This window comes from Legionella quateirensis (assembly GCF_001467955.1).
GTDB lineage: Bacteria > Pseudomonadota > Gammaproteobacteria > Legionellales > Legionellaceae > Legionella > Legionella quateirensis.
The window spans coordinates 177,432-192,951 of sequence record NZ_LNYR01000048.1; the positions used below are offsets into that span (position 1 = coordinate 177,432).

Below are 15,520 nucleotides of genomic sequence, written 5' to 3' on the forward strand. Positions count from 1 at the left end.
TTGCTCGCAAAGACGGGTATTTTTAGTATCATTTAAACCTTCAACGTTGTATCAAAATAAACGTCCGTCTTTGCGAACGAAGTGAAGCAATCCAGATCACATCCCCAATCAGGCTACGTTGTGGATTGCTTCGCGATGCTCGCAAAGACGGGTATTTTTAGTACCGTTTAAACCTTCAACGTCGTATCAAAATAAACGTCCGTCTTTGCGAACGACGTGAAGCAATCCAGTACACATCCCCAATCAGGCTACGTTCTGGATTGCTTCGCGTTGCTCGCAAAGACGGGTATTTTTAGTAACCTTTAAACCTTCGACCTTGTATCAAAATAAACGTCCGTCTTTGCGAACGAAGTGAAGCAATCCAGTACACATCCCCAATCAGGCTCCGCTCTGGATTGCTTCGCGTTGCTCGCAAAGACGGGTAAGCGAGCTGCCTGCGCACTGGAAACACTCCCACATGACAATACCTCGAATTAAAATGATTAATCACGAAAATTTTCAAACTGCAGTGGTAATTCAATATCTGATTTTTTTAATAATGCGATTGTATCCTGAAGATCATCACGTTTTTTCCCTGTGACCCGAATTTTTTCACCTTGAATGGATGTTTGAACTTTCGCCTTGCTTTCTTTTATGTATTTTATAATCTCTTTGGCTGCAGGTTGATCGATTCCTTGCTTAAAAGTCATGTTTAGAGAATAAAATTTACCAATATGAACAGGCTCATCTTCGATATCAACTCCAGCAGTAGACAGATTACGCTTGGTGCAATGAGTGCGAAATAAATCTTCCAGTTGCCGTACCTGAAAATCCGATTCGGATCGCAAGGTAACAGTTAGTTCTTTAAGATCAATTGTTGCCTCAACACCACGAAAATCAAAACGAGTTCCCACTTCACGTGTAGCATTATCTACGGCATTCCGTAATTCAACTTCATTTATTTCAGACACAATATCAAATGATGGCATAGCAAATCCATAAAAATCAAAAATCCTAATTTAACAAAAAACCTGTGACTGTGGAAGGCAAGATTGATGTGCAACTTAACTGGGCTTTCAGCAAACGTGCGTGACTGATGACAGCGCCATTAGTTAGCCTATAGCCTCATTAAATTCAAGAGGCTATACCCCTCAGTGCTTCAGTTAGCCTTCGCGCCTGCGAGTTAATGATTTTATTGGCGCAAGGTCATCCAGTGAAACCGGGATTACCGGAGGACTGCTTACCTGTTTCTCATGCAGCTTGTATTGATCCTAATGAAGCCAAAGTGCTTTCGTAATTCCAGGGAAGCCAGGCTTTAGGTTCTTTAACAATACTGTAATGCGCGAACGAATAGTTAATTAACCAGAAAGCCAGTTAAACCAACCTCCAGAACCATTGTTTGCATTTGGCACAAAGTGTTATATAATGTCGCAAAAAAATGCTTGTGCATTTTATAAACAAAACGAGGTTAACTTGATATGCCTAATTTAGCTATTACACTCCACTCTGGTATGAAAATGATTGCTTTTATTCAAACCAACTCTAACTCTACAAAAATTAGTACTTTTATTACTGATATGAATCTGGCTGGGAGTTTAACCTTGGTTGAAAAGGCTCTAAAGTGTCAGCGTAATGAAAGAGAGATAACTACCTTCGATCAACGTATAATTGCTTCACTAGATACGCTAGGTCTATTAGGAGATACATTTGACTTTGGAAACGTTGATGGTGACTTAATTGAAAAAATCATTGAACAGTGGAAAGATAGATATAAGCCATCTCATACAGGTATATGCAACCTAGATAATGAAGATAGATATAACCCAGCTCCTGAAGACACATATAATCCAGATAATATAAAAACGCTCAATGTTCAACAACCAAGAGTTCCTGGTAAAGCAGAAGAAAACTATAATAAAAGCATTGGATTATTACTGCAAAAAATTTCAGACATGGCAGGAAAACCGGAATGCAAGAAAGCCATTATTGCGGCGCACCGACTTCATACAGCTTTAAAAGCTGAAGGAGAAAAATATTTTTCTGGTGAATTATCAACGGCAAGGCATAAAGAATTTAAACAAAATTGTGAAGGATTTATTAAAACAGCAAGACTTGAACTTGATCAACATAGAGGATTTAACAAAATTCTTCTTAATATTCTGGCAATTGTTCTAACTGCCGGAATAGGTTATGCATTTGCTGCATCTATTGATATTGCTTTGAACAAAGGTAAATTTACTTTCTTCTCTACAGATAGCTCTATTAAAATAAATAGCATAGAAGAACATATTAATGAGATGGCTCCAGCGGCATAAAAAGCTAAGAAAACATGGCTGCAGAGCATCCAGAATAGTTTACACTTCTTAAAAAAATTGAAAATTCAAACCAGGGGCTGTTGACATTTCAACAGCCCCTCGATACCTCTGATTACTTTCTTCTAATTGTTTTGTGACTACAGAGAGTTTGCCAACTTAAGAACTATTGCTTATTAAATAAAAGAATGTTATCAAATTAATTGGTATAAAAATAACCTAGTTGGTTATAGATATTCTTACCAGGCTGTAAAACAACCTATCATAAACCAGGCAATATCCTTAGGGTTATTTGCTTTCTCAAGGAGTGAGAAGTATGGGAAAGGAAAAGAAGGAACATTTGGCATCATATAGACCAATTCCAAATAAATCACGATTTTGGCTTCACTCTGAATCGTGTTATACAGAGCAGGAATTAAACTTTCGTGAATGGGTTTTATCGATTCGCGCAAAATCAGGAATACATCCGGATTATTTGGCCAACCCCAGCTCGTGGTTTGCTGAAACGGACCAGGCGCTGGTTAATATCTATGAGCATGCATGGTTTTATTCCGACTCGTTCAAAACGCGCCAAGTATTAACCCGTGATGATTTTCATGTACAACCCATTGATTCCCAACGTCTGCAGTGGCCATCCTTATATGATTTGATGCAAAATGTAGGAGACTATCTTCTGTTAAGAAATCAGGAGCTGCCTTCAGAACATTTAAATCAACCCATGAATTTTGTTCTTCTGGATGTAAACAACATACTTAAAGGATTAAGTCAAAATACCAACATCCAGCAAGTTCAAGATCAATTAGAGGCCCTCACTCATTACTTACGAACCATTGAAAAAAATATTTCGCCCCTGGAAGGTTCCGATCGTTTGTTTCTGGCTAATTTTCGAGGTGTGATTGATAATAAAATTCACCCCCATTTAACCCACTTAGTAGAATCTCAGTTACTCAGAGAACGTCTTGGAGAATTATCAAAAACCATTAAAAAATTATCTACGGACAGAAATAGAATTTTACATTTCGCCCTCAATATAAATCCCGTTAATCCCCACCCCTATGATTTTAATCTGGAACAAATTGCTGACGCCAAAGCTTATCCCACACAGGCTGCAAAAAACTGCGGCAAACAATCTACAGAATTGGTTGCAGATTCAGCACCAGTCCTTCACTTAACGATGGAACAATTAAAAAATTGTCCTAATTTTCAATTGATTTCCATGGATGAGGACATTTTAACTCATTATGCCAGCGCCATTTCAGATTTGGATGAGCTTGATAGATTTCAAAAAGTAGTCGCTCAAATCATGGATCTATTGGGACAGGCAGGAGAAGTCTATACAATCCATCAATTTAAAGAGCAAATGCTCTCCTTGCTCAATCAAATTGATGTTTTTATCGATGAATCGTCGCAACATATTGATGCTATTCTTCAGGATAATACCCAGGCGTATCATAAAGCCATACAGCAAGAACAGGATTTATCTGTATGGAAGCGACTGTTCACTTCAGAACAGGAAAAACTGCAAACATTTAGAAAAAATCATGATACTTTATCTCAATTTCCCTCCAGCAGTTCTGATCTGCTAAAAACAAACAAGGCACTTAAAGGCCAGGTTAACCAGGTACTCACTCATCTCAACGAACCAAGAATAAAAGACACCTCCTTCGAGATGATTGCAGGACAGACGCAAGAATTGGACAAGCTTATGGGAACCATGCATCAATGGGTTAAAAATCAACATGTCAAGCAAGGACGAATCGGGCCCAGTGCTCCAGAATCGCTGGCTCTTCCCCCAAAACCTGAAACACCTCCATTAAAATCAATGCCATCGCAAACCACTTATCATCACTATCCTACACTATTCGCACCAACATCATCGACCCTGACCGAACCAATCTGTGATGCAAATCACCAGATATGTCCAGAACGATATACGCCTCCAGATTATTCTTCGAACTCAATGGCTTATTTAGGATTAATCTCATTGATTCCCATAAGTGTCATTTTGTTAATTCTGTTATATGAATGGCAAAAGCCTAAAGCTGCTCCTGTTTATGGTACAAAAAAGGAATTCAATAAAATCAAGGTAGATATCGATGATTTATTAATCAAAATCAAGGAATATGAACATATTAATGATACTGATCTGACTGATGAATACGATACTCATATAGAAGAATACAAACGGTTAACTGAACAAGCTCTAACAAAACGTTATGACTCTGCCAGCTTGGGTGAGCTGCTTGATGAACTTAAGTATTTCTATCAGGATCGATGCCAATCATCTGAGTCAGAGAGCTCTGATTCAACGGTCATGCCAATTTAAAAATTTGAACTCAGTGTCTTAAGTTTCATTGAGATGGTTCCTTCAACAAACGGGTTATTGGTCTCAATACAATAACCCGTTCATTCGTTTAATAATCCAATAATCAATAATCTGCTTCTTGCTAAAAAGACCCTGGAACATCAAGTAAGAACAGGTCATAGTAAAACAACATTAAAGCAACGAATCTAAATCCAATGTAGAATGTTTATTAAGCGCTTTTCCATGAACTGTCAAAAAGAGGTCTGCAGCGCTTCTTCCCTCATCAAAAAGCATACAAAGAAAGGGCCATTCCGCATTCAATTTAGAAGAATATCCTAATTCGACCATTTTTGAGCTGCTAATGCGATGAATACGCATTTTAGCCCAACGCTCCCCTTCTGAAGAATCAGAACAAGCCGTTCGTCTTAATAAAGCTATCATACGAAGCTCTTTCATCAATGGTGCATTGAATGCAACTTCATTAAGTCGATTCAGAATATCACGGGCAGTTTTGGGGGTATCGGGTCGTTCAACAGGATTGATCTGTACCAACACAGTATCACTCGATTTACATTCTTGAACTAATGGAGTTATTGTCGGATTCCCGGTATAACCGCCATCCCAATATGCCTCGCCATCAATCTCGATCGCTTGAAACATCAAAGGTAAACACGCAGATGCCAATAAAACATCCTCAGTTATTTCACCATTTCTGAAGACTTTACCCCTGCCCGTTTTAACATTGGTTGCTGTAATAAACAATTTTATAGGTGATTGTACCAAGGCTAAAAAATCAATATTCTGAGTTAGAATATCCCGCAAAGGATTAAGATTAGTTGGGTTTAGATCGTAAGGAGAAAATAGACGAGAGGACAAATCAAATAGAGTAAATAAAGGGGAGTAATCCATGGTCCAATTTCCAGAAAGAATATCCAATAGACCTCTTTGAAATGGACTAAAACGCGCAGCCTCGGAAACTTGATGCCAAAATTCAGTTAAGGCCTTTCGCGCGCCCTCAGCGCCACCATGAGCATAACCACTCGCTAGAACAGCTGCATTCATCGAGCCCGCCGAGGTTCCAGATATGCCTTCAATTAATACCTTTGGTTCTTCAAGAAGACGGTCAAGAACTCCCCATGTAAAAGCACCATGGGCACCACCACCTTGTAATGCCAAATCAATAAGAATGGGTTTATCTTTGGGTGTTGGCTTGTTCCCTGATTTTATTGACATAAGTTGCATCCATAGCTAACCCTCAAATTAAGTCTAGCAGTTATTTTTCTCTAAGCCAGTCGCTTGTTATCAAATACCTGGCGGCAATGAAGAACGAATACGTTTCGAAAAATCATCACTATTATTTGCATCTTCAGCCGCTTGGTTAATTTGCGAACGTTTGCGTAAAACGTCAAACGGCAATGAAGTATTGAGCCAACCATTGTCATAGAGATAACTGTCAATCCAACCATTTAAGTAGTGCTTAAGGTTTACTCTGCCCACTCTTCCAGCTTTATTTGCATACCGTATAATATTGATGGTGCAACTATTACTGAGCAAATGGTAGAACTCAGCTCGTTCAGCAAGTTCGTTGATTCTCGCAAGGTAAATCATAAAGAGTTTGCGCGCATTCTCAGGAGAAATGTTAATGTGGTATAGATAGGTTTTCTCACCTCTATAATTCGTGCGTACACGAACAAGATCGCGTTCATCGCCAACAACATAAATTAGCTCAAATTGTTTAAAAAGCGAAGCAATAGGTGAAAAACTTTCACCAACCTCTGGTCGGGTTTCAATAGAAATACTTACAGGTGGAGCATTGTTAAATATAAAGCTTACGAAAGTATGTCCAATTGGGCCAGGCATCCAATAAGAAATAAAGAGGTCTAATCCAATCAAATGTGAGACATCGACATCACGATCTTCATATCGTACAGTAAAATCATTTCTACTTTTATAATCAAAATTACGAACATTAATAAGGTGTACTTTATCTCCATCGATGACAGCTCTTGGCATAACAGCTACTTCGGGTCGCCAATTTCGATATTCCAAGGGTTTTATGCTTACCCACCAACCAATAAGACCAAGGTAAATAAGTCCAAATACAATTAGTGTTCGTGACTTATGAGTGAACCATAAACTCCATATGGCAAATACGGCAAATACTATCGCAAGACTAATTCTCAATGAAACCCAAGGCAGATTGGAGTAATATATCGCTAATGTACCCCATAACCAAAGGCCTAATTTAATAAGAAATTTAAATGCAACGGCAAACCAAAAGAATGGTTTCCAATACCAGGCCATAGGATTATGGGACTTAATCGATGTCATCGGTTTTTTTCCTTAATATTATCAACAACATATTGTTAATATTATAGCTTAAGGTTAACTGTATTTACTTGTAGAAGATGAATTTAAAATAATAACTACAAAATAAACACCTAATGCTGCGAATACATGTTTTAAAGTATGCCCACTAATCTGCCCATTTAATTTATATATCACAAGGTCGTAATGTTCGGTAATCTTGGCAAATAGGTAAAACACCAACATGCCTATAAATGCTTTTGTTTGCGGATAAGGTTTGGGAAAAAAAAGCAGAATTAATCCAAGTAAAAACATCGTATAGAATTGTACGAAACCATATAATCGGATATCACCACGACCTAATCCCTCAGTCCAATGCCAGTATAATACCGAATAAATCCCCAACATTATGAGCGGTATTAATAAGCGAAATCCCACGTTAGAATTAACTCTGGTCATGATCAAAAAGGACAACAAGGACATAAAAACAATAGTTATAGGAATTCTATCCCAAACTAACCTCTCATTATTCGGAGACCAATGATAATAAGCCGATCCAATCCCAATGAGAAAAACACCAATAAATAGTATTAAATAAACTACTCCCTCCCTGCCCAGAGTAGTCCATTGGTGTCTTAGTGATCTTAATCCTAGAATACTGACTAATATAAAGAGTATATTTGAAGTAACGTTCAAAAAATTAGGAATTCCTATTAGGGTACGCTGGTCAGCAAAATGATGATAACTATTCGATTGAGGAATCGGTGTTGTAAATGTATAAATGATCAACAAGATGATCAGCGTTAGCAGAACCAGGAAAATCCCAATAAATTGGTTATTCATTTTAGACAGAAACATAAGGATTTTTATCTGGCATAATATTCTTCCTGATTATTAACCAATCAACTATATTTTTAATCCTATGAAAACTTGTCCATTTTTGCAATATAAATTACTGAGGATAGGTGTCTATTTACATACTGCGGGTGCCAATTACGCTAATAATAAACGGTACACCGCTCCATATGTTCCCATATCCTTCAGTCAATTAATAATCTGTTATTCAATAATCAGGATATCCTACAGTTATTGTTCTGATCATTGTCATCATCTGAACTGCTTGAGGACTGATCGGGTCGTGTGCTTTCAATCGCTCCCCAAAAAGCGATAAAAGTCTGAGATACATCAACCGTTGATGATGAAGAACCAGACTCAGACGATGCTTTAGCCGCAACAGAAAAGAATTGGTTCACGCCTTTAATCGCTTTAGCAATATCCAATAATGCATTTGCGCTCTTATCTTGCATCGCCTGTTTTGAATCATTCTCAGGCACCACAATTAAGTCCTGGATTTCGCCTATTCTTTTCGAGATTTCCTTTACACGAGCTATTATTTTCTTTTGATCTCTGGTAGGTTTACGTTGATGTCTAATGACGCCATCAAGTAATGCTTCTTTATCAACAAATTCATCTCTAAGATCAAATAACTCTAATATAAGAATTTGCTGTTTCACTACATCCCTTTGAATTTCATCAAATGAAGGTGCTTGTGCGAAGTTCTGAATTCTATTTAAAGAATTACCAATTAATTCAAAATTCACATGTGTTAAACCCAAGATCGCTTTGTGATGAATACGGGGTAATTTTCGAATTAACAGCGTCGCCCTTTCTTCAATTGAACTTTGATAATAGCGAATTTGAGGATCATCTCGAAGTTGCTTTATCATTTGTTCACCAAGCATTTCTTCAAGATAGTGCGGCACGTTCTCGGATTCACTTACATGAATATGATTTTTTAACAATTCAATTTTTCTCAGATTTGACGTTATTAACGTGTTTATCTCTACCCTGCGATCAGAAGAACAAGTCGATTTGGCGGATATCAGACGAAGAACCTGATTCAATTGTTTATAGAACAAAGGATTGTTAATGGTAAGGTCGGCATTATGTTCCAATACTTCTCGCAGAGGATGACTGGGGCTCAGAAGCAGAATTGCTGCAAAGGGTAACCCTGAACTGCTTTCTACATCCAACAAGGAAATCCCATTTTTAACGAGTATATCAAGGCAATTCAACGTCCTTACCTCGGTTGTCGAATTTCTGAAACAATAATCAACTATAGATGGGTACTCTACTTTCCCAAGGGTAAAGTTTCTAAAATTATGTGGGAAAATTTGATTTTTAAGTAAAAAGTCCAGTAATTTATCATTATAGTTTTGTAATGAAAATAAAACGATACTTTCCGGTAACATCTTATAAAAGGATGTTAATTTAGCTGCCGACTCATAGTGTTCTCTAATCAACGTTCTTTGCAATAAACCTATACCCAATCGCTTAATCTTGTTTTGAAGCACGCTTATATCGTTTAGGTCCTTTAGAGTCACTTCATAATGATGTTTGGTTTCCAAAACCCACTCAAGACCTAAGGCATCAAGGTAGAGTTTCTCTACTTGATTCACCAGTATTTCATCACTAACAGATTGGCATTGAACAGCACGCGAATTTAACTGCTGAATCAGCGTTGAAAAACACTCTTTATGGCCAACCTCTGTAGTCAGGGATTTTTTAGCAGCATGACTTTTAAAATGGGTCGCTTGATAACCCGTGCCTTTTTTAGCTTTGGTTGATTTACGTTCAATTTTTTCAGCTTTTGAATCTTCTTCGCTGGAAGTAGCCTCTTCATCCCGTTCATTAGGAAACACCATTGACTCGATATTGGTTTCAGTAATACGTAACCAATTAATTTTACGATCTATTAATGAAGGATTATTAGAATAGAGAGCTATTTGTTTTAAACATTCGATTTGCTGTTGAAGAGTACTCAGATAGGCTGGTTTATTTAGTTGTATATTTTGAGATAAAACCAGAATCCTGGCTTCAAGCTCATCGTATTGAGTTTCCAATGATTTAAGAACTAATGCCTGAGACTCTCTTAAGGTCGCAATAAGCTCTCGAGTAGCGGTGTCAGCCAACAGAGTAAATGCTGCATCATGTTCCCGACAATTAATGGGTTTAAATTCATTCTCTGCAAGAATTTCTGCAAAAGCGGGATAAGTAAAATAATAATCCCGAGAATCAAAATAAACATGTAATCGGTACTGATTGCCTCCCTTTTCAAAATAAGCCGTATAATGATACTGACTTTTATAATCCAATTTGCTTATCGGAGCCGCATAAACACTAAGATGATGGCTGGTTAAACGGTACTCCCCAATAACAGGATCATCCTCTAAAGGTAATTCAAATAAGAAATAATCAGTGCCTAACCTATCGGTACGCTTCAATAGATGAACATGATCTGGAACTTTAAAGTGCTCTAAACTTTTTCTGGCATTAATTAAATTAAAAAGAGCATTTTTGGACATTATTGAATCTCAGCGAACCTAAAGATCAAAAATTATACTTTAAGTAAATTGGGCAATCAATAAGGTCGAGATATAAATTATCTCCCCAATTAATGAGATAAAATATTACACAAATTTATATTTTACATACACTAAACCACTTAATGCGATAAAAGAAAATGCAGCTCCAACGCAAAAAGTATAAGAAGCCCCAAGTGTATCCCATAATATCCCCGCAATAAGACTTGCCAGAAGCAAAGCAACGCCGCTCAATAAATTAAAAACCCCAAAAGCGGTTCCACGTAAATGAGGAGGGGATGTTTCTGCAATCATCGCGGCAAGCAATCCCTGAGTTAACCCCATATGCAATCCCCAAAAACCAGCACCTATCAAAACAAAATACCACTGATTACCAAGAGCTAATATCAGATCAGCAGATATTAAAGCCATTAATCCTAAAGTTAATAAATTAACGTGTCGCGTACGATCTGCCAGCCAGCCAACAGGATAGGCAGACAAGGTATATACCAGATTCATCACCACTAAAACCACGGGCACCAGAGCAAAAGTCATTTCTCCCTGAAGGGCACGTAAAATCAGAAAAGCTTCACTAAAACGAGCCAGCGCAATTACCCCGCCGACAATACAAACCCACCAGTACGCTTCTGGCAACTGCTTTATATAATGTAAACCCACCGGATTTGCCGATTCACGTTCAGAAGGTGAAGGTGACTGAGCGTCTTCAACACCGAGTACAATTAATAGAACAGCAATTAAAGCAGGAATTATGGAGAAAGCAAAAACAGCTCTGAAATTGTTAGCAAACAATAACATCAACCCAAAAGCAAGCAATGGCCCCAACAGAGCGCCAACAGTATCCAGAGATTGCCGCAAACCAAAAGACGCGCCTCGCAAGTGCGCTGGAGCCAAATCAGCAACCAAAGCATCTCGAGGGGCTCCTCGTATTCCCTTTCCTATTCTATCCATAAAACGAGCAGCAAAAACCAATCCTACTGATGATGACAAAGCAAATAATGGCTTGGTCAAAGCGCTTAAACTATAACCTAATAAAACAATGTTCTTTCTTTTACCCAGGTAATCGCTTAATACCCCTGAAAACACCCGTACAATCATTGCAGTGGCTTCAGCAATACCTTCTATAAGTCCTATAGTGGCCATACTTGCGCCTAATGCAGTCACCATAAATACGGGTAAAAGGCTATGGATAATTTCAGAAGAAATATCCATCAACATACTGACAAAACCCAATACCCAAATTCCCACAGGAATTTGGGTCAGTGTGCGTAAAGCATAATGCTTTTTCATAAATCAGTCCTTTGAATATGAATGGTTTGTTACACTAGGTTAATAAACCAAGGAAGACGAGACTGCTGAAGATAAAAAGGACATTAGTCGTTCCAGTTTATCCTCAATAATCATGGGTACTTTAGATCGACTGTCACTCGAACTGGCTGCAGGCTGCCACTCATTATGAATTACTATATGGGATGTAGTCATATGTGGCGCGACATATTTAAAAAGACACAACATCTGATTGGACTTCATTGCTTTAATGTGTTCAGGCGATTTCTTTCGTATAACACTGTCTCGCTCTTCTTTTCTGGTGTAGTTATCATTTAATTGCGGGGAGTGTAAATAGACCTTTAATTGTTCTGTATCCCTGTTGAGGTATCGCGAGTACTCTCCAGCGAAAATACCTTCAACTATAATTACATCCTGCGGAGGAAATTCAACTTCTCCACCAGGAATGCGATCACTGGTCTCCATATCGTAGGTAGGTCTTGCAATAGTCTTTCCTGCTTCCAAAGCGATTAAATGTTCGATGATCAACTCTTGCTCCAAAGCTTCCGGAACATCGAAATTCTTTGGTTTATCCGGATCCAGCCTGCTTTTAGGAAGATAATAATGATCCAGGCTCAAAGTGGCAACACTTAATCCCCGTTCTTTTATCAACAGCTCCATCTCAGTGGAAACTGTTGATTTCCCAGATCCTGTTGCTCCAGTTACAAAAATAAATTTAGGCACGACCACCCCTTCTGAACAAAAAAAATGCATTATAATCGTGATAGAATAAATTACAATACACCATGCTGAATCGGATACAAAACATTTAATCGTACTGTCTAATTAATAGAATAATTGAATTGTTCTGATGTGGATAAATTAAATTCATATTTAATCATCAAGATCAAGAGGTAATGTAAGTTTTAATTAACTCATTGATAAATCACACTTATTTTTATTTATTATCAGCCTGACTCAAGTCCAGGTTATCCACAAATTCTGTGCATAACTTTGTGAATAGCCTGTAAAAGTACTTGTATAATCTGACAAAACAACACTGCTTTATCACTAATCAAACTGCGTTTTCTGTAAAAATGGCGATTGAAGAAGATCGACTATAAATTGCTCACAAGACTCCAATTGCTCAATGGCAACATATTCATTCGCGCGATGTGCCTGCTCAATACTGCCAGGGCCACAGACTATAGTTGGAATCCGTGCTTGTTGAAATAATCCAGCCTCTGTAGCGTAGGCAACCTTTAGCAATTTATCGCTGTGACAAATGGTTTGCGCTGCTTGAACGATAGGTTCTGATGGATTTGTGTCCAGACCTGGGGCTTTTGCTATGGTCTCCAGGTTCACATCAGTCGCTGCCTGCTCCTGCTTCATAGCGGGTCTTAATTGCTCATCAACAAAAGTAACTATTTTTTGATGCAGTGTGTCAGGATTATCTACGGCCAGATTTCTAAATTCAAAAATAAAATCACATAAACTGGGTAGCGTATTATAGGAGTTACCGCCTTTAATCAGATTGGTAGTCAAGGTGGTATAGGGTACATCGTATGAAGGATCCTGAAAGCCCTTATTTTTAAACTCTGTAGCAATGCCTCTCAAATAACTGATCATTGTTGCAGCATGTTCAATTGCATTGGAACCTTGATCAGTCAAAGATGAATGTGCTGCAACACCATGGATCTGGCAGCGGTAAGATTGCTTGCCTTTATGTCCAACAACCGGTTGCATGGATGTGGGTTCGCCAACGATACAGGCATCTGGCTTGTAATTCAGTTCTAAAATTTTGTCAATTAGATGAGGAGCACCCAAACAACCGATTTCTTCATCATAGGAAAAGGCAAAATGTACAGGAAAAGAAAAATTCATATTCTGTAATTTCGGTATTAAAGCCATTACAACGGCAATAAATCCTTTCATATCGCAAGCACCACGTCCGTAAACGCGGTTCTCCTTAATGGTGGCCTGAAATGGATTACTGTCCCAACTTTGCCCATCAACAGGAACAACATCGGTATGACCAGACAAAACAAGCCCACCATTCATCCTGCCGTTCTTACCAGGCAGCGTAGCTAACAAATTGGCTTTGGGTTCTTTACTGTCGTGGATCAAAACAGGATTAATTTTATAATCATTAAACGCATTAGCCAAAAACTCAATGAGTGATAAGTTCGAATTACGCGAAGTAGTATCAAAGGAAATCAGTTTAGCTAACCAGTCGAGATGTGTCATAATTCTCCTTTTTAAATTGTAACTAATTGATCGGAGTGCATTACTTCGGATTTATCCGGCTCCTGATAAGCAAGAGCAGCACATAAACTGATAGTCACGGCTGTCATTAAATAATAAGTGAATATCATAGGATTATGAGTCTTCTCAATTAATGCAGTTATAATAAATGGAGCAAATCCGCCAAAAAGCATCACCGCCAGATTATAGCTGATCGCCAGACACGTGGATCGTATAAGAACGGGAAACAGTTCACTCAATAAGGCGGTCATTACACCAAAATAAGCCCCTATAAATACACCCAAAATACTTTCAACCAATATCAGGGTACTTAAGGCAGGATGCTGATTAAGCAGGGACAGTAATGGATAAATAAGGCTTATATAAAACACTAAAGAACTGAGTAAGATCGGTTTTTTTCCTACTCTATCCGACAGGGCGCCAAACAAAGGAATAGTGATTATGCTGATTAAAATACCGATCATCGGCCCCAGATAAGCTTCCGTCATTGATAAATGTAAATACAATTTACTAAAGGTGGGCATGTAACTGAATAATGTATAAACCGATCCAGTACAACCAATTACAAGACATAGTCCAATAACCAATAAACGCTTTTGTTGCATAATCATGCTGGATAAACTTAATGGCCTGGCCTTTTTCGGAGTCCAGATGTTCTGTCGCTGCAACTGGCGCCTTAGCAACCAGCCAATGGGCAAAATAAACAGGCCAATAGCAAAAGGAAACCGCCAGGCATAGTCGTATAGGAATTCTTTAGAGCAGGTTAATGTCAGAAAAAAACAAATAGACGATCCAAACAGCACTGCTAATAATTGCCCCACCATTTGAAAGGAAGTGTACAGTCCTTTTTTATCTTCAGGAGCCATTTGATTCAGCAGGGAACTGGCTATGCCAAACTCCGCGCCAGTAGCCATTCCCTGAATTAACCGAGCACCAACAATCAACACAGTAGCCCAAATTCCTATGTGTGCAAAAGACGGAGTAAAAGTAATGAGGATAGTGGCGAATGCCATTAGGTTAAAAACCAACATGAGCGCTTTATGATGACCATGTTTGTCAGCCCATATCCCTAATAATACGCCACCTAAAGGTCTGACTACCAACGCAACACCAGAACTTGCCATAGTTGCCAGTAAAGAAGTGATACGATTTTGATTGGGGAAATACGCATGAGCGATAAACAAGAGCATGAAGTTGAAAATCATGAAATCATACCATTCCATGGCGTTACCAATGCAGATTGCAGCAATAGTTTTTAATGAATTATTTGAGTTTGACATGGTTTAAATCACTGTTTTATTGTTGTGTTTATAATTACAACAGATCAGATCACTGAAAACGCCAACATAGAGTACCGTGTTTTTTCTATTATTAAAATCAGATCAAATTAAAGAATTTCATCGCTTGAATAATTAGGAAGACGTGCTTTACAAAAGGTTTGATGGTAATGAAGAAACAATCCGTCACCTTACGCGAAGACGAAGGGTCCATTTTTTATCATTTTAGTTGTGATTCTCATAACCTCATTATTCGTGTGTTCTCCACCCCTTTTGGTGAGAATTGGTGTTTATCAGAATATAACCTTCTCTTTTTTATAAGTTGCAATGTACTGATATGAATTTTTATTTATGATTTTGGTGTTGAATTTACCATTTATGGACCCTCCGCCTTCGCGGAGGGTGACGGAAATGGGATATGAAGTATGA

General features: G+C 38.2%; 11 protein-coding genes. 2 read left to right on the forward strand and 9 right to left on the reverse strand.

The window, feature by feature from the left end; all coding sequences use genetic code 11:
- Positions 1 to 482: 482 nt before the first annotated feature.
- Positions 483 to 968, reverse strand: coding sequence for a YajQ family cyclic di-GMP-binding protein (locus Lqua_RS16460; RefSeq protein WP_058475374.1), 486 nt, complete (start codon positions 966 to 968; stop codon positions 483 to 485).
- A gap of 489 nt (positions 969 to 1,457) precedes the next feature.
- Between Lqua_RS16460 and Lqua_RS16465 the strand changes: the two genes are divergently transcribed.
- Entirely contained in the window at positions 1,458 to 2,294 is an 837-nt protein-coding gene (locus tag Lqua_RS16465) for a hypothetical protein (protein ID WP_133141107.1), read from the forward strand.
- A gap of 313 nt (positions 2,295 to 2,607) precedes the next feature.
- On the forward strand, positions 2,608 to 4,617 hold the full coding sequence (locus Lqua_RS16470; RefSeq protein WP_058475376.1) for a hypothetical protein: 2,010 nt from the start codon (positions 2,608 to 2,610) through the stop codon (positions 4,615 to 4,617).
- A 171-nt stretch (positions 4,618 to 4,788) separates the two neighbouring features.
- Here Lqua_RS16470 and Lqua_RS16475 read toward each other — a convergent pair whose 3' ends face one another.
- From Lqua_RS16475 to Lqua_RS16510, 8 genes are all read right to left on the reverse strand, one after another.
- Complete coding sequence (locus Lqua_RS16475) at positions 4,789 to 5,829, reverse strand: patatin-like phospholipase family protein (protein ID WP_058475377.1); 1,041 nt, start codon at positions 5,827 to 5,829, stop codon at positions 4,789 to 4,791.
- Between the two features lie 69 nt (positions 5,830 to 5,898).
- Complete coding sequence (locus Lqua_RS16480; protein WP_058475378.1) at positions 5,899 to 6,927, reverse strand: Lnb N-terminal periplasmic domain-containing protein; 1,029 nt, start codon at positions 6,925 to 6,927, stop codon at positions 5,899 to 5,901.
- Positions 6,928 to 6,981: 54 nt separating this feature from the next.
- Positions 6,982 to 7,761: a ceramidase domain-containing protein gene (locus Lqua_RS16485; RefSeq protein ID WP_058475379.1), complete on the reverse strand. Its 780-nt coding sequence runs from the start codon at positions 7,759 to 7,761 to the stop codon at positions 6,982 to 6,984.
- 212 nt (positions 7,762 to 7,973) lie between these two features.
- Positions 7,974 to 10,268 (reverse strand): hypothetical protein, encoded by a 2,295-nt coding sequence (locus tag Lqua_RS16490; RefSeq protein WP_058475380.1) that lies wholly within the window; start codon positions 10,266 to 10,268, stop codon positions 7,974 to 7,976.
- A gap of 105 nt (positions 10,269 to 10,373) precedes the next feature.
- Positions 10,374 to 11,573, reverse strand: a complete 1,200-nt coding sequence (locus tag Lqua_RS16495) for an MFS transporter (RefSeq protein ID WP_058475381.1) — start codon at positions 11,571 to 11,573, stop codon at positions 10,374 to 10,376.
- A gap of 39 nt (positions 11,574 to 11,612) precedes the next feature.
- Positions 11,613 to 12,293: a nucleoside/nucleotide kinase family protein gene (locus Lqua_RS16500; protein ID WP_058475438.1), complete on the reverse strand. Its 681-nt coding sequence runs from the start codon at positions 12,291 to 12,293 to the stop codon at positions 11,613 to 11,615.
- 327 nt (positions 12,294 to 12,620) lie between these two features.
- Entirely contained in the window at positions 12,621 to 13,796 is a 1,176-nt protein-coding gene (gene argE, locus Lqua_RS16505; protein WP_058475382.1) for an acetylornithine deacetylase, read from the reverse strand.
- An 11-nt stretch (positions 13,797 to 13,807) separates the two neighbouring features.
- A complete protein-coding gene (locus tag Lqua_RS16510; RefSeq protein WP_058475383.1) occupies positions 13,808 to 15,094 on the reverse strand; it encodes an MFS transporter in 1,287 nt (428 codons plus the stop codon).
- Positions 15,095 to 15,520: the final 426 nt, after the last annotated feature.